Origin of the sequence: Geodermatophilus sp. CPCC 205506, assembly GCF_051383635.1 — a bacterium.
Taxonomy (GTDB): Bacteria; Actinomycetota; Actinomycetes; order Mycobacteriales; family Geodermatophilaceae; genus Geodermatophilus.
Genome location: NZ_JALPKP010000049.1, coordinates 1 through 14,448 on the forward strand (window position 1 = coordinate 1; position 14,448 = coordinate 14,448).

12 protein-coding genes and 1 pseudogene are annotated in these 14,448 nt (G+C 76.7%); 5 read left to right on the forward strand and 8 right to left on the reverse strand.

The features are described from left to right. The 5 genes and pseudogenes from MY520_RS22360 to MY520_RS22380 all read right to left on the reverse strand — a co-directional run. Positions 1 to 357, reverse strand: a pseudogene (locus MY520_RS22360) (hypothetical protein); the annotation flags it as partial. 793 nt (positions 358 to 1,150) lie between these two features. Beyond that, positions 1,151 to 2,029 (reverse strand): hypothetical protein, encoded by an 879-nt coding sequence (locus MY520_RS22365; RefSeq protein WP_436694773.1) that lies wholly within the window; start codon positions 2,027 to 2,029, stop codon positions 1,151 to 1,153. 6 nt (positions 2,030 to 2,035) lie between these two features. Next, positions 2,036 to 2,536, reverse strand: coding sequence for a phage tail protein (locus tag MY520_RS22370; protein WP_436694774.1), 501 nt, complete (start codon positions 2,534 to 2,536; stop codon positions 2,036 to 2,038). A 28-nt stretch (positions 2,537 to 2,564) separates the two neighbouring features. After that, positions 2,565 to 4,517 (reverse strand): phage tail sheath family protein, encoded by a 1,953-nt coding sequence (locus tag MY520_RS22375; protein WP_436694775.1) that lies wholly within the window; start codon positions 4,515 to 4,517, stop codon positions 2,565 to 2,567. Between the two features lie 31 nt (positions 4,518 to 4,548). Then, a complete protein-coding gene (locus tag MY520_RS22380; RefSeq protein WP_436694776.1) occupies positions 4,549 to 4,929 on the reverse strand; it encodes a hypothetical protein in 381 nt (126 codons plus the stop codon). A gap of 224 nt (positions 4,930 to 5,153) precedes the next feature. On the opposite strand from MY520_RS22380, the gene MY520_RS22385 reads away from it, so the two are divergent. The 3 genes from MY520_RS22385 (at position 5,154) to MY520_RS22395 (ending at position 10,311) form a co-directional block, all read left to right on the forward strand. Beyond that, positions 5,154 to 6,737 carry a hypothetical protein gene (locus MY520_RS22385; RefSeq protein WP_436694777.1) on the forward strand — a complete coding sequence of 528 codons (1,584 nt, stop codon included), beginning with the start codon at positions 5,154 to 5,156 and terminating at the stop codon, positions 6,735 to 6,737. After that, the gene (locus MY520_RS22390; protein ID WP_436694778.1) at positions 6,734 to 7,366 is read left to right on the forward strand and encodes a hypothetical protein; all 633 of its coding nucleotides are present in this window, start codon (positions 6,734 to 6,736) and stop codon (positions 7,364 to 7,366) included. Before MY520_RS22385 ends, MY520_RS22390 begins: the two co-directional genes overlap by 4 nt. A 119-nt stretch (positions 7,367 to 7,485) precedes the next feature. Continuing rightward, positions 7,486 to 10,311 (forward strand): AAA family ATPase, encoded by a 2,826-nt coding sequence (locus MY520_RS22395; protein WP_436694779.1) that lies wholly within the window; start codon positions 7,486 to 7,488, stop codon positions 10,309 to 10,311. Positions 10,312 to 10,330: 19 nt separating this feature from the next. Here MY520_RS22395 and MY520_RS22400 read toward each other — a convergent pair whose 3' ends face one another. Further along, positions 10,331 to 11,026 (reverse strand): eCIS core domain-containing protein, encoded by a 696-nt coding sequence (locus MY520_RS22400; RefSeq protein WP_436694780.1) that lies wholly within the window; start codon positions 11,024 to 11,026, stop codon positions 10,331 to 10,333. Positions 11,027 to 11,344: 318 nt separating this feature from the next. On the opposite strand from MY520_RS22400, the gene MY520_RS22405 reads away from it, so the two are divergent. Beyond that, a complete protein-coding gene (locus tag MY520_RS22405; protein WP_436694781.1) occupies positions 11,345 to 11,677 on the forward strand; it encodes a WhiB family transcriptional regulator in 333 nt (110 codons plus the stop codon). 170 nt (positions 11,678 to 11,847) lie between these two features. Then, positions 11,848 to 12,447 (forward strand): PadR family transcriptional regulator, encoded by a 600-nt coding sequence (locus MY520_RS22410; RefSeq protein WP_436694782.1) that lies wholly within the window; start codon positions 11,848 to 11,850, stop codon positions 12,445 to 12,447. A gap of 7 nt (positions 12,448 to 12,454) precedes the next feature. Here MY520_RS22410 and lhgO read toward each other — a convergent pair whose 3' ends face one another. Then, positions 12,455 to 13,672, reverse strand: coding sequence for an L-2-hydroxyglutarate oxidase (lhgO, locus tag MY520_RS22415; RefSeq protein ID WP_436694783.1), 1,218 nt, complete (start codon positions 13,670 to 13,672; stop codon positions 12,455 to 12,457). 55 nt (positions 13,673 to 13,727) lie between these two features. Beyond that, positions 13,728 to 14,159, reverse strand: a complete 432-nt coding sequence (locus MY520_RS22420; protein ID WP_436694784.1) for an ester cyclase — start codon at positions 14,157 to 14,159, stop codon at positions 13,728 to 13,730. Between the last annotated feature and the right edge of the window lie 289 nt (positions 14,160 to 14,448).

Below are 14,448 nucleotides of genomic sequence, written 5' to 3' on the forward strand. Positions count from 1 at the left end.
CCGCGCGGCCGGTGGCTGCGCGCCCCGCCGGGGCACGGCCGCCGGCTGCTGCGCGGCCGGGGCCGGCGCCGTGCCCGTCCGGAGGGGATCGCCGTCGGGATCGCCCGCGAGCTGCGGTCCCGCCGTCGGGAGCCCGGCCGCCGGGCCCCGCGGCGGTGTCCCGGACCGCCGGCCCGCGGTCGTGCCGGGGTGGCCGGCCACCGCGGGCGGCGGGGGGATCAGCACGACGTGCGGGGCACCGTCGTCCGGGTGCGCGGGCCCTGGGCCGTCCGTGGAGGGAGCCGGCGCGGGGTCGGCGTCCGCCGCGGCCCGCAGAGCCGGCCGGCGGCCGGCGGCCGGCTCCTCCGGTGCCGCCACCCCGGTCCCCCGGCGGTCGGGTCGAGGCGCCGGTTCCGGCGTCGAGGCTGCCCCGGTCGTGGTCGGCCCCGGCTCCGGGTGGGCGGGCACCGGAGGAACGCCGGAGTCCGCGGGTCGGGGCAGCCCGCGCCCGGCCGAGCCGGTGTCCTCCGGGTGGGACGGCACGGGGCCCGGTCCCTCGGCGGCGTGCTCCTCCGCCGACGGAACGGCCTCCGGCGGCGACCCGGGCGGGACCGCGACGACCTCCCGCCGCGGCGGGCGCGCCGCGCCGACGGGCGCGGGCCGGTCAGCCACCGACACCGGCCGGTCGGCCACCGATGCCGGCCGCGACGGCCCGTCCGGGCCGGCCCGGCCCGCGACCGGCTGCGACCCGGTCGGAGGCGGAGGCGCCGCGGCCGGCGACGGAACGGCGGAGCGGTCCGGTCGGGCCGGCCGGCCGGGATCCGCGTCGTCCGGACGCCGGCGTGCCGGCGCGGGGGTCCCCTCCCCGGGCACTCCGTGGACCTCGGCGCGGCCATCGGGCGCGGCGCCGGCCGCCGACCGCAGCGGCAGCACGGCGGCAGGCCCCGTCCGCGGGGCGGAGGCCTGCGGTGCCGCGGTGCGCCGCCGGGAGGCGGGCGCCGACCGCCGCGACCGGGGGGCCGGCTCGCGGAACCAGCGACTCCCCGCGCCGCCCGGTGGGGAGAAGCGGACCTCGACACCGGCCGGGTCCGGGAGGCCGAGGAGCCGCAGGACGCCGCCGCGGTGGCGGAACCGCTGACCGCTGCCGCCCAGCACGGCGGTCAGGAGGCCGTCAGTGGCCATCGTCGAGCCCCTCGATCTCCTCGGCCAGGAGGTCGATGTAGGTGCGGCGCCGGGCCTGCGACAGCGCCAGGACGTCCGGCTCGCTCCAGCCGTAGTGCCAGGCGAGCACGTGCACCTCGCGGTACAGCAGGTCGGCGTCGGTGCGCAGGTCCCCGAAGAAGAAGCGGTGCAGGTCGAACGGCACGGTGAAGGGGCGGCCGCACTCGACGCAGCTCGTGGTCATGGTGCGCTCGACCCGGGGCGCCAGCCGCTCCATCTCCGCCTCGAGCTCCGCGCGGGCCCGCGGGCTCAGCGCCGCCACGCAGTCCTCGCTCGGCGGGTCGGCGCCCAGCACGCAGCGGCGCAGCAGCGCGGTCAGGGCCGCCGCCTCGTTGTGCTCGGCCCAGGGCGCCACCGCCTCCTGGTCGGCCCCGTTGGGCAGGCGGAAGCGGATCTCGCTGCGCGCGTCGTCCGCCTCGGACGAGAGCCGGACGGTGTAGTCGGGGGCCGGGAGCGGTGACCCGTGCACCGGGACGTCGGACACGGCGAACTCGATCGCGACCTGCTCGCCGCAGGCCTCCCACGGGCAGACCAGCGTGGCGCGGACCTCGTCGCCGAAGGTGAGCTGCCGCAGCTGCAGCAGCAGGTAGTCCCGGTCGCCGACGAGCAGCCGGCGCACCACGTCGGTGGGCACGGGGGCCATCTCGCCCAGGCGGGTCAGGCAGCGACCGAGCACCGCCGTCACCAGGGCCGGCGGGTTGCCGCCGTCCCCGCCGGCCAGCAACTCCTCCTCGTGGCCGGTGAGGGGGCGCAGGGCCACCGTCCGGTGACGTCGCCCGGCCTCGTCCCAGAAGCCGCCGGGGAGCACGCCGGCGCGGTCGTCGAGCATCGCCGGTCAGGTCTCCGGGAGCTCGACGACCGAGGTGTCGCGGACCCAGCCCTCGTTCTCGAGCTTGATCGTGCTGATCATCACCGCGTTCGTCGAGGCGTCCAGCTGGGGCAGCGCCTGGTACTCCGAGACCCAGCAGCGGAAGACGTTGTAGGCCAGGACCTTGTGGCCCTGGTGGTCGAAGACCTCGATCGAGATGTCCTTCCGGAAGGTGGCCAGCGACATGGCCGCGTCGCCCCGGAAGTTGTTGACCTTGTTCGCCCAGTCCTCGAAGGCGGTGTCCAGGGTCACCCCGGCTTCCATCGTGATCGCGTCGTACCGGCTCTTGCCGGGGATCTGGTGGGGTCCGCTGGAGTCCCCGCCCTCCCACCAGGTGGTCACCTCGGTGGTCCGCTTGAGGGCGCCGCACTTGCTCAGCCCGGCGACGTACTGACCGTCCCACTTGATCTTGAACTTGAACCCGAGGTACGGGTCGAACCGGGTGCTGTTGACGGTGAACCGCGCCATCCCCCTGCTCCTCTCCGGCCGCCCGGCATCACGCGGACGCCGCGCCGGCCTGCTGGCTGATCCGGACGACGACGAACTCCGCGGGCTTGAGCGGCGCGAAACCCACGAGGACGTTCACCACGCCGGCGTCGATGTCGGCCTGGGTGGTCGTGTCCGCGTCGCACTTGACGAAGAAGGCGTCGGTCGCGGACGCACCCTGGAAGGCGCCCTGGCGGAACAGGGTCGTCATGAACGAGCCGATGGTGAGCCGCAACTGCGACCACAGCACCTCGTCGTTCGGCTCGAAGACCGCCCACTGGATCCCGCGGTAGATGCTGACCCGGAGCATGATCGCGGTCCGGCGCACCGGGATGTACCGCCACTCGGGGTCGGACGCGACGGTGCGCGCCCCGAAGGCGACGACGCCCACCCCGGGGAAGCGGCGCAGGACGGCGACGTCCCTGCGGTTGAGGTTCCCGTGGTCGACGTCCCCCACCTCGGTCACGAGCCCCGCGACGCCGTTGAGTCTCGCGGCCGTGCCGGCCGGTGCCTTCCACACCCCGCGGGCGGCGTCGGTCCGGGCGTAGAGCCCGGCGACGTAGCCCGAGGGCGGCAGCGGGACCGGCGTGCTGGACCGGCCCAGGGGGTCGGGTCCGGTCACCCAGGGGAAGTAGAGGGCCCCGTAGGAGTTGGCCGAGTTGACCTTGTCGCGGAAGGCCAGACCCAGGGCCGGCGTGACGGCCTCGGCGTCGGTCTCCCCGATGAAGAAGAGGTCCTGCAGGGGCCGGCGCGAGCAGTACTCGGTGCCCAGGTCCATCAGGGTGCGGACGCCGACGGCGACCTCGCCGGGGACCGCGAGCAGGCTGACGTCGGAGACCGGGTCGAGGCGGGCGAACGCCTCCTGGAACGAGGTCTCGGTCAGCGCGGCGACGCCGTCGTCCCCGGGGACGACGTCCACGACGGGGGCCTTCCGCGCCGCGTCCCCCAGCTGGAGCGGTCCGGTGACCGGCGGCCGGCGGACGGCGATGCCACCCTCCGATCGACCCCCGTTGGCGACGCCGAGCCGAAGCAGCCCACTGGCGTCGGACGCGGCACCGGGCAGCACCCGGACCGAGGAGCGCGGACCGGTGCTGCCGGAGCTCAGCACGAGCCGGGCCTGGGTCCCCTCGCCCTCCGCGGCGCAGGTGAACCCGGCGTAGGCGTCCGGGTCGGTGGACGTCCGGACCGGCGTCAGCGCCCGGACGGCCGCCTGCAGTGCGGCGGCCACCTCGGCCAGCGTGTCGAACGCACCGGCCTCGGGCGGCAGCGCGACGGTGCGCAGACCATCGTCGTCGATCATGATCTGCAGGTTGAGCAGCTCGTCCAGGGGCACCTTCGCCCCCCGGCCGCCGCGGTGGACGCCGGCCTGCTGCGCGGTGTTCTCGCCGGACACCCGCGCCCGGACCAGCGCGGACCGGCGCTCCAGGACGTCGACGACGAAGTTGGGCGCGTCGGGGTCCATGCTCAGGTCGTCGAAGTCCTCGAGCGGTTCGGTGCTCAGGAAGTCCTTGGGCACGGTCGTGGCATCCGGCTGGCGGCGGATGCTCACCCGGAACTCGTTGTCGGGGTCCCCCGACCCGTTCTGGATGTTCGCGACCAGGAAGTTGCCCCAGGCCCCCGAACTGCTCGCCTCCAGGACGAGCCCCTCGGTGGGTGGGTCGGCCCGGTTCTGCACCGTCACCGACGCCGCCTCGGCGTCGTTCCGGGTCATCCGGATCACGTAGCACTGGCGTCCACCGTTGTTGAAGAACTGGAAGACGCTGAGGGGCAGGTGCCCGTCGGTGATGAACGAGCCGAAGTCCCGCTGGAACTGGGCCCAGCTCGTCACCCGCGGGGCGCCGGTGTCCGGGCCCCGCTCGGCGAGGCCGACGAACGCCGCGGTGGACGTGCCGGCGATCTCCAGCGGGCGGATCCCGCTCGAGACCTCTTCGACGTAGACGCCGGGGTAGGTCAGTGCTGGCACGTCCGGTTCTCCCTCCGCGGTCGCGGCCGCGTCACGGCGCTGTGGGTTCGGCCGGGGCGTCCTCCGCGGACGCTCTCGGCTCGCTGCTCTGCCGGGTCCGCCCGGTCCGCGCTCTCCCCCGGGCCGGGGCGGCGGCCGGTGCCTCGGGGTCTGCGGGCGCCGGCTCCTGGCCGCCGTCCCGGTCCTCGACCGCGACATCCTCGACCGGGGCGCCACCCTCGTCCCCGTCGTCCACCCGGCGGACGTCGAGCAGGCCCTGCCGCTCCAGCCGCTCGATCGCCGGCACGTCGAGCACGTCGACGTCGGCGAGCACCTCGGACTCCTGCCGGGGGGAGAGCCGCACGCTGGAGCCGCTGGCGAGGAACACCAGCAGGGGCCGCGACGACGCCTTGCTGGTGAGGATGTAGGGCATCGTCGCCTCCTCGCGGGCCGGCCGGCCCGGCTCGTTGACGGTGGGCCGAGGGCCCCGAGTGGACCGGCCGGCCGCTGGGCGACGCATCGGGGAACTCCCTCGTTCCTCCCGCCGGCGGCGGCGGCAGAGGGCCGCCGCTCCGGACCGGCGGGGCGGGGGTGATCCCGGAAGCGCCGCCGCAGCCGTTCCCCGAGCATGGGGCAGCCGCGGCAAGGAGGTCACCTGTGGTCATCCGTCCGATCAGCCGTACCGAGCACCTGGTGCCGGGGTCCAGCGCACCCCGCCCGGGGCCGGCCAGTCACGCCGAGGACCAGACCGACCTCCTGTCACACCTGCGCTCCCTGGAGCGGGCGCACGCCGGCGCCCTGCACGGAGCCGGCGTGGCGACCGGGCTGACCGTGCACGCCGCCGGCGGTGCCGCGTCGGTGCGCGTCGGTCCCGGCGTGGCCGTCGACCGCGCCGGCCGGCACATCGTGCTGGCGCCCGGCGGCCGGGCGGAACTGGCCGCCGAGCCGGAGGAGGAGAGCCGGCTGGTCCCCGTGACCGAGCTGGGTGTCGAGGTCCCGCTGGCCGGCCACGGAGGACAGTGCCGGCTGGCCCTCCGGTGGCGGGAGACCTTCGACAAGGCCCTGTGGGACGCGGAGGGCCAGCGGGTGTTCATCACGCACCAGACGCCCTGGCTGTTCCTGACCCCCGCGACCGGCACGCCGGCCGACGACGACGTCGTCCTGGCCACGCTGTCCCTCACCGACGACGGCCAGGTCGCCGCCGAGGGGGTCGCGCCGGGCGACCGCTCCGGGCCGACGGTGGGCGCCACCGAGCTGGAGCTGCGGGCCACCGGGACCTCGTCCCCCGCGGGCGGCGAGACGGTCGTCTCCGAGCGGGCCGGCGCGGTGCTGCGGACCGACCTCGCCGGCGGGTTCACCGTCCGTTCCGCCGGCGGCACCACCCCGGGCCTCGCGCTGACCGCCGGAGGAGACCTCACCGTCGGCGGGGCCGCCGCCGTCACGGGGGCGCTCGAGGTCGGCGACCGGGCGGCCGTCGACGGGCAGCTCACCGTCGGCGGGGCCGCCGCCGTCACCGGGGCGCTCGCGGTCGGCGATCGGGCGACCGTCGACGGGCAGCTCACCGTCGGCAGGGCCGCCACGGTCACCGGCTCGCTGCAGGCGCGCTCCGTGGCGGCCGGCGCGGCGGTGACCGCGGGTGGATCGGTGACCGCGGGCGGATCGGTGACCGCGGGCGGGTCGGTGACCGCCGGCGGCTCGGTGATCGCCGGCGGGTCGCAGAACGCCGGCCGGGTCCACGTCCAGGACCCGACGGGGCGCACCGGGCTCTCGGTGTTCTCCGACGGAGGCAGCGGGTCGGTCTGGGTCCGGAACGCCGGCGCCGACGCCGTCGTGCTGGAGGGCGCGGCCGGGCGGGTCTGGGTCAACGGCCCCGACTGGCGCCAGCTCGGCGGCAACGCGGCGCGGTACATGCAGTCCGTGTGGTTGTCGGCGGATGCCGGGACGAGCCTGGCCGACGTGGACCTGGGGGCGCCCCGCCAGTTCACCGCCTTCGTCGCCAGCTGCGGCAACGACCCCCGGAACGCCTTCGACCGCAGTCACGCCATCGCCCTGGACATCTTCCGGGTGGACGGGGCCCGCACCGCGACCTCGTTCTTCGGTGGCGACCACTGGGGAGCCAACGGGCAGGACAGCAACGTGCTGGCCAGGACCTTCTGGGGGCAGGGTCGCGTCATCACGTTCCGCGCGCGGTCGTTCGCGGCGGCCAGCGTCCTCGGCATCGGGGTGGTGTTCTACGAGTGAGCCTGGACCAGACCGGTGGAGCCGAGCTGCCCGCCGTGCCGGAGGAGAGCAGCGCCATCCGGCCGACGGAGAGTCCCGTGGTGCACGTCCTGTACGACCGCGCCAGTGGCGCCGTCCTGGGCCGGTACAGCCGGTACAGCGTCGGTGACGGCGGCTACGCGGAGCTGGACGAGGAGTCGGTCCTCGCCGTGGCGAGGGACGCCGGCCTCCTCCCCGACGGCGCCGTCTCCGCGGACGCGGACGTGGGCGTGCTGGCCGTCGCCGACCCGACCGAGGCCATGGCCACCGACGTGTGGGTCGATCCGGGGTCGGGCCGGCTGGCACCCCGCCCCCAGCTGGCGGTGACCGCGGACCGCCGGCAGCTGGAGGGCGACGGCGAGGACTCCGTCGTCGTCACCGTGTCGGCCAGGGACGCCCACGGCCGCCTGCTCGACGACCGGACCGACCGGGTGCGCGTGTCAACGACGCGGGGCAAGCTCGCCGAGCGCGGCGGCCTGGTCCAGCTCCGGGGCGGCATCGCGGAGATCACCCTCCGCTCGGTCGCGGAGACCGTCGCGCTCGTCACGGTCGCCGCCGAGGACCTCGACGGCCGGTACGCGCGCGGCACCCTCGACCTGGAGTTCCTCTGACCGTTCCCGCCGGCGCGACGGTCCGGTGACGCCCTGGTGACGACCGACCCCCTGAACTGTCCGTAGCACCGTGCCGTCTCGGCGGCACGGGCCGACGGCGGCTCGGCGGGGAGGGCGACATGCACGGCGGCGGACCCGGGGCGTGCGGTTGCTTCGTCGGTCGTGAGCGGGAGGTCCACCTGCTCGGGGCGCTCGCCCGGCGGATCGGGACCCGCGGCGGGGCGGTCGTGGTCCGGGGCGAGGCCGGCGTCGGCAAGACCGCGCTGCTGGAGCGGGTCGCCGCGGAGAGCGGGGCGCGCACCGAGCGGATCCGGGGCTTCCAGGCCGAGGAGGTCCTGCCGTACGTGGCGGTGACCGATCTGCTGCTGCCCCTCCGGGCGCACTTCGCCGAGCTCCCCGGCGTCCAGCGGGACGCCGTCGAGGCGAGCATGGCGCTCCGGACCGGCGGGCCGGGGAACCCGCTCGCGGTCTGCGCGGCCACGCTCGGGGTGCTCGCCGCGGCGGGACGGCGGGCGCCGCTGCTGGTGCTCGTCGACGACCTGCAGTGGGTCGATCCCGCGTCCTCGCGGGTGCTGCAGTTCGTCGCCCGGCGGCTGGCCACCGAACGCGTCCTGCTCCTGTTCGGCCTGCGGGACCGTCCCGGACCGGTGGACGCGCCGGTGGGCATCCCGACGGTCGACCTGGGCGGCCTGAGCGAGGCCGAGTCGCGCACCCTGGTCGCCGCGCAGGACGCCGCCCTCGGCCGCCAGGCCGTCGAGGAGATCGTCGAGCGGTCCAGCGGCAACCCGCTCGCGCTCCTGGAGACCACCTCCGCCCTGCCGTCCGGGGCGTCGTGCGGTGCGGAACTCGACACCGGCTTCGGCTCGCCCGGCCCCACGCTGCGCACGGTGTGGGGCTGCGTCGTCGACGCGCTCCCCCAGCCCACCCGGACGGCGCTCTTCGCGATCGCGGCCGGCCGGCCGGCCGGCGTGCGCGCGGTCGAGCCGGTGCTCGCCGCGCTCGGCGGGTCCCTCGACGACCTCGTCCCGGCCGAGCGGATCGGTCTGGTCGCCGTGCGTGACGGGACCCCGCGGCTGCGGAGCGCGCTCCTGCGGTGGGTCGTCGAGGACCGGACCCCGCTGGCCACGCGCCTGCTGGTCCACCGGGCCCTCGCCGAGCACGCCGAGGCCGAGCAGCGGGTGTGGCACGTGGCGGCCTGCGCCGTCGGCCCCGACGAGCCGGCGGCGCGGGACCTCGTCGAGGCCGCCGAGGCGGCGCGCGGCCGCGGCGCACACCGCACCGCGGCGCGCATCTGGCGGCGGGCGGCCGAGCTCACCCCGGACCGGAGGAGCCGGGCCGAGCGGCTGCTGGCCGCCGCGACCGATGCCTACCTGGCCGGGCGCATGGACGCCGCCTGCGGTGCCTGCGACGAGGCGCTGTCCCTCCGCTCCGAGCCGCTCTTCGCCGCCGACGTGGCCCTCGTGCAGGGGCGGGCGGTGGCGTGGGCGGGACACCCCCAGCGCGCCCTCGACGGACTGGTCAGGGCCGGGGACGCGGTGCTCGCCCACGATCCCCGCCGGGCCCGCCGCCTGCACGCCGAGTCGGTGCTGCCGGCCGTGCTCGCCGGCCGCGGAGACCTGGTGCGGCAGGCCGCGGCGCGCTGCGCACGGGTCGCCGCGGGCGACAGCGAGGGCGCGGTGGTCGGAGCCGCTGCGGCCGCCGCCGGCCACGCCTTCGCCGGAGGGTCTCCGGGACCCCGTCCGGTCGTCAGCGACGACCGGGCCGGCGCCGACAGCCGGTGCCGCGCCTGGGACCTGGAGCCCCTCGTGCTGCTGGCGCAGTGCCGGACCTGGCTCGAGGACCACGGGACCGCCGCGGCGGCCCTGGACGCGCTGGTGGAGCAGGCCCGGCGGCAGGGTTCGGCGTGGCTCGCCGGCCTGGCCCTCGCGGCCCGAGCGGAGCTCGGCTGGTGGACCGGCCACTGGGCGGCGGCGACCGCGGACGCCGCCGCGGCGGTCCGCTGCGGTGAGGAGCTCCGGCTGCCGGCCGTGACCGCCGCGGCCCTGTCGTCCCTGGCCCGGCTGGACGCCTCCCGCGGGGACGCGGCCGGCTGCCGCGCCGCGCTGGACCGTGCGCTCCGGGAGAGCGGGGCCTACGGGTTGGGGCGGGCCGACCTGGAGCGGGCCGCCGTCCTCGGGCTGTCGTCGCTGGGCGCCGGCGACCCGGCCGAGGCCGTGGAGCACCTGGAGCAGGCCTGGCGTGCGGCGCAGGCGGCCGGGCTGGCCGCGACCACGGTGGTGCCCTTCGTCGGCGACCTGGTGGAGGCCCACGTCCGGTGCGGCTCGACGTCCCGGGCCGAGGAAGTCCTCGCGGCCCTGGAGCAGGCAGCCGCCACCACGGGTCTGGTGTTCCCGGCGGCGGCCGCCGCGCGCTGCCGGGGCCTGCTCGCCGACCACCTCGAGCCGGCGGAGCGCGCCTTCGCCGAGGCCGCCCGCCTGCACGCGCGACGTCCCGTGCCGTTCGAGCGGGCCCGGACGCTGCTCTGCTCCGGAGAGGTCCTGCGGCGGCTACGGCGTCCGGCGGCCGCCCGGCCGGTGCTGCGGGAAGCCCTGTCCGTCTTCGAGGGGCTGGGGGCGCGTCCGTGGGCGGCCCGGGCCGAGACGGAGCTGGCGGCGACGGGCGTCCACCGCACCCCCCGCTGCGACCCGGCGGCGCCCGGTCTGGCGGTGCTCACCCCCCAGGAGCTCCAGATCGCGCGCGTGGTCGCCGACGGCCTCAACAACGCCGAGGCGGCGGCGGTGCTCTACCTGTCCCGCAAGACGGTCGAGGCCCACCTCACCCGGGTCTACCGCAAGCTGGGCCTGCGCTCCCGCTCCGACCTCGCGCGCTTCCTGGCCCCCCTGCACGCGGCGCCGAGCGCGCCTGCGCCCGGTCCGTCGTCGGTCGAGGCGCGGCTGTCGGGGTGATCCGGGTGCACGCCCGGTGTCAGCCGGGGGGCTCCTCTTCGGGCTCCTCCACCTCCGGCTCGGTGGCGACCCGCTGGACGGGCGCCTCGTCCGACGGCTCGTCCAGCCGCTGGACGTCGGCCGGCCCGGCGGGTTCCGGCGCCGGGGCACCGAGCGCCCGTGCCGCCGTGGCCTCCGCGTCCCGCTCGAACCGATCCGTGGGGTGGCTGACCCGGATCCCGCCGGGGCCCTCCGTGCCGTCGACCGGACCGCTGCGCTGCTGGAGGACGTGGACGAGTTCGTGCGCCAGCGTGGCCCGGCCCCCGTCGCTCGAGGGGTCGTACACCGAGCGTTGGAAGGCGATGTGAGAGCCGACCGTGTAGGCACTGGCCTGCACCGCGCGGGCGGACGCCGCGGCCGCGTCGTCGGTGTGCACCCGGACGTCGCCGAAGTCGCCGCCGAGCCGGGCCTCCATGTCGGTGCGGACCCCGACCGGCAACGGCTCCCCCGGCGACCGGACGACGCCCTCCACGGAGGAGGCCGCGTCGTCGCGCGCGCCCAGGAGCGCCGCGGACCCGCTGTTGCCGACGGCACGCTGCAGGTGGAGCGGCGCCGCACCGGTCGGTTGCCCGGGACGCTCGGCCGGGCGTCGACGCTCCGGTGGCCCCGTCTCCGGTCTGGGCGAGCGGACCCGGACGTGACCGACGCCCGAGTGGTGCAGAGCGGACTCGTCCATGGCCCACGCTCCCGTTGCCGTCGTGCCACGCGCTGCTCCCGGCCGCCGTGTGCGCTCTCGGGCGGGGGCGATCCGGGACGCTGACAGCATGCGCCCGCTGCGGGCTCCACGGCCAGATCCGGGCCGGCTCGCCGGTCGCCGGCCACGCCGACGGTGGTGCGGGTGTGACGGGGGAGCGACACATTCCTCCAACAGCACGAGACGGTTTCGTACGGTTTGCCAGTGCCAACCCGGGCCGGGCATCCGTAACGTCACAGACAGCAAGCATGTCGTACCGGTCCGTCACGCCGGTACACCGCCCACGTCGAGGAGCTCCCCGTGCCTTCCTTCTCCCGCCCGTCCCTGACCCTGCTCACCGAGGCCACCCCCGCCTGGGCCGAGCCGCTGCCCGCGTCGCCGTGGCCCGCGGTCGCCACCGACGACGCGTGGCGTCTGGACGCGCTCTGCGCCGAGACCGACCCCGAGGCCTTCTTCCCGGAGAAGGGTGGCTCCACCCGCGAGGCCAAGCGCGTCTGCTCCGGGTGCGAGGTGCGTGCCGAGTGCCTCGAGTCCGCCCTCGCCAACGACGAGCGGTTCGGCATCTGGGGCGGCCTGTCCGAGCGGGAGCGTCGCCGGCTGCGCCTCCAGCGCCAGACGCCGCTCAGCGCCTGAGCGACACCCCGGTCGGCCCCTCGGGGACCCGACCCCCGGACTTTCGGCACCGAAAGTCCTCGATCGGTCCGGGACCCCCGCTCCGGGAGTCCCATGTCGTGCCGCCTCGACGTTGACGAATGACAGTACCGATGTATCGTTACTGTCATTCGATAGTCCGAGGAGGACACATGCACCCCATGCGAGAGCGCGACGGCCGCACCCCCGGCCGGCGCCACCACCACCCACGCCGCGGCCGGCCGGATCTGCCGGACGGCGCCCCCATGGCGCACCGCCGGGGCGGCCGCGGCCGCGTTCCGCGCGGCGACGTCCGCGCCGCCGTCCTGCTGCTCCTCGCCGAGGAGCCGATGCACGGCTACCAGCTCATGCAGTCGATCGCCGAGCGCAGCGGCGGCCGGTGGACCCCGAGTCCCGGCGCCATCTACCCCACGATCAGCCAGCTCGAGGACGAGGGCCTGGTGACCGTCACGGCGGACGCCGGGCGCAAGCTCGTCACCCTGACCGACACCGGTCGCGAGCACGTCGAGTCCCGGCGCGGCACGAGCCCGGACCCGTTCGCCGGGCACACCGGAGCCGGCGCGGGCGCGGATCTGCGCGGGCTCCTCGACGAGCTGCACGCCGCGGCCCGCCAGGTAGCGCGCAGCGGCACCGAGGCACAGCAGACCTCGGCGGCGGCGATCCTCGCCGAGGCGCGCCGAGCCCTCTACCTGCTGCTGGCCGACGGTCCCGTGACCCCGGCCGACGGGTCGCCGGACGCCGGCGGAGACTGACCGCGGCTCAGCCCGGATCCGCCGCCAGGACGCGGTCGGCCACGTACTCGCCGATCGCGAGCGCCGAGGTGGCCGCCGGTGAGGGGGCGTTGCGCACCGTGACGACCGGGCCGAGCCGGTTGATCCGGAAGTCGTCGACCAGGGTGCCGTCCCGGTCGACGGCCTGGGCCCGGACGCCGGCCGGGGCCCGCCGGACGTCGGCGTCGGTCAGCGCCGGGACGAACTCCCGGGCCGCGGCGAGGAACACCCTGCGCGACAGCGAGCCGCGGAACTCCGCGATCCCCATCCGCCAGTGCTGCCTGGCCAGCGGACGCATCCCGGGCCAGGTCAGGGTCCGGAGCAGCTCACCGGGGCGGACGTCGCCCCAGCGGTAGCCCTCCCGGGCCAGGGCGAGGACGGCGTTGGGCCCGATGTCGACGCCCCCGTCCACGCGCCGGGTGAAGTGCACGCCCAGGAACGGGTAGCGCGGATCGGGGACCGGGTAGATCAGCCCGCGCACGAGCGCGCTGCGCTCGGGGACCAGCCGGTAGTACTCGCCGCGGAAGGGCACGATCACCGGCCCCTCCTCGTCGCCGGCCAGGCGCGACACCCGGTCGGCCTGCAGCCCGGCGCAGACCACGAGCCGGTCCACGGAGAGCGCGTCGTCGCGGGAGGTGACCAGCACTCCTCCGCCGGCCTGCCGGCGCACACCGGTCACCTCGAAGCCCAGCCGGACCTCGTGGCCGGTCCGCCGCAGCTCGTCGGCGACGGCCCGCGCGATCGCGCGGAAGTCCACGATGGCGGTGCGCGGCGAGTGCAGGGCCGCCTCCCCGGCGGCCTCGGGCTCCACCTCCCGGAGCTCCGCGCCGGACAGCCGGCGCAGGCCCGGCACCCCGTTCGCCGTCGCCCGGCGCTCGATCTCCTCCAGGGCAGCGAGCTCGTCGGCGCGGCGGGCGACGACGAGCTTGCCGCACTCGTCGTAGACCAGGCCGTGGTCGGCGCAGAACTCCCGGAGCAGCTCACGGCCGCGGGTGCACAGCTCGGCCTTCAGCGACCCGGGCCGGTAGTAGAGGCCCGCGTGGACGACGCCGCTGTTGCGACCGGTCTGGTGGACCGCGACGTCGTCCTCCTTGTCGAGCACGGTGATCCGCGCGTCGGGCCGCAGCCGGGCGAGCCGGCGGGCCACCGCGAGGCCCACGATGCCGGCGCCGACGACGCCGACGTGCAGGGATCCGGCCGCGCTCACCCGGCCCCTCCGGCGGGCCGGTCCTGCCGTCGGCGGGACCGGCCCGCCGCGCGGGTCACGCCTCCGTCGCCAGGCGGACGGCGCCGGTCCCGGCCAGCGCGGCCAGCCAGTCACCGACCATCCAGATGCCGCTCACCCGGCCGTCGGTGAGCGACAGGAGGTCGATGACGCGCAGGTCGATCCGGCGGCCGGTCGGGGGCAGCCGCCCGGCCGGTGTGTCCAGCGGGCCCACCTGCCGGCCCGCGAGGCGGAACGCGAGCGCGACCGAGTCGCCGGCGTCGGCCACGGCCAGCACCTCCCGCTCCGGCCGTTCCAGGGCCGCCTGCATGACGCGGGCGCGGGTCACGAGGTCGGCCACGGTCAGCGGTGCGCCGTTGACCGTGACCGGATCGGTGTACAGCTCGCGGAAGGACGCCGCCGCGACGTCGTCGTCCTCGGGCAGCGGGTCGGTCCACAGGCGCAGCAGTCGCTCGACGTCGAAGGGCACCGGCCCATGCTCGTCCCGTCCCGCCGCGGCCACCAGGCGTGGCCCGCCCGCGCTCCTCGACGTCGTCGACGCGACGTCGGACGTTGGCGGGCGGAGCACACCCGAGGCCCCCCGGGGCCCCGCCCGCCGACAGCGTGCCGGTCGCGGGCCGCCCTCGCAACAGATGTCTAGGACGTCTGCGGACGATCGCGGGGCTTGCACGGTGTCCGTGCTGTGGGCCAGACTCCACCCGTCAATTACTGAACGATTGGTCGGGAACTTCGAGCGAGCGGGACCGCCGCGGCCTTCG

What these genes read in the sequence shown, in the direction of transcription:
- MY520_RS22365 (WP_436694773.1), bottom strand. Translation starts at nt 2,029, where the DNA reads ATGCTCGACGACCGCGCCGGCGTGCTCCCCGGCGGCTTCTGGGACGAG.
- MY520_RS22410 (WP_436694782.1), top strand. Translation starts at nt 11,848, where the DNA reads ATGCACCCCATGCGAGAGCGCGACGGCCGCACCCCCGGCCGGCGCCAC.
- MY520_RS22380 (WP_436694776.1), bottom strand. Translation starts at nt 4,929, where the DNA reads ATGCCCTACATCCTCACCAGCAAGGCGTCGTCGCGGCCCCTGCTGGTG.
- MY520_RS22400 (WP_436694780.1), bottom strand. Translation starts at nt 11,026, where the DNA reads ATGGACGAGTCCGCTCTGCACCACTCGGGCGTCGGTCACGTCCGGGTC.
- MY520_RS22370 (WP_436694774.1), bottom strand. Translation starts at nt 2,536, where the DNA reads ATGGCGCGGTTCACCGTCAACAGCACCCGGTTCGACCCGTACCTCGGG.
- MY520_RS22395 (WP_436694779.1), top strand. Translation starts at nt 7,486, where the DNA reads ATGCACGGCGGCGGACCCGGGGCGTGCGGTTGCTTCGTCGGTCGTGAG.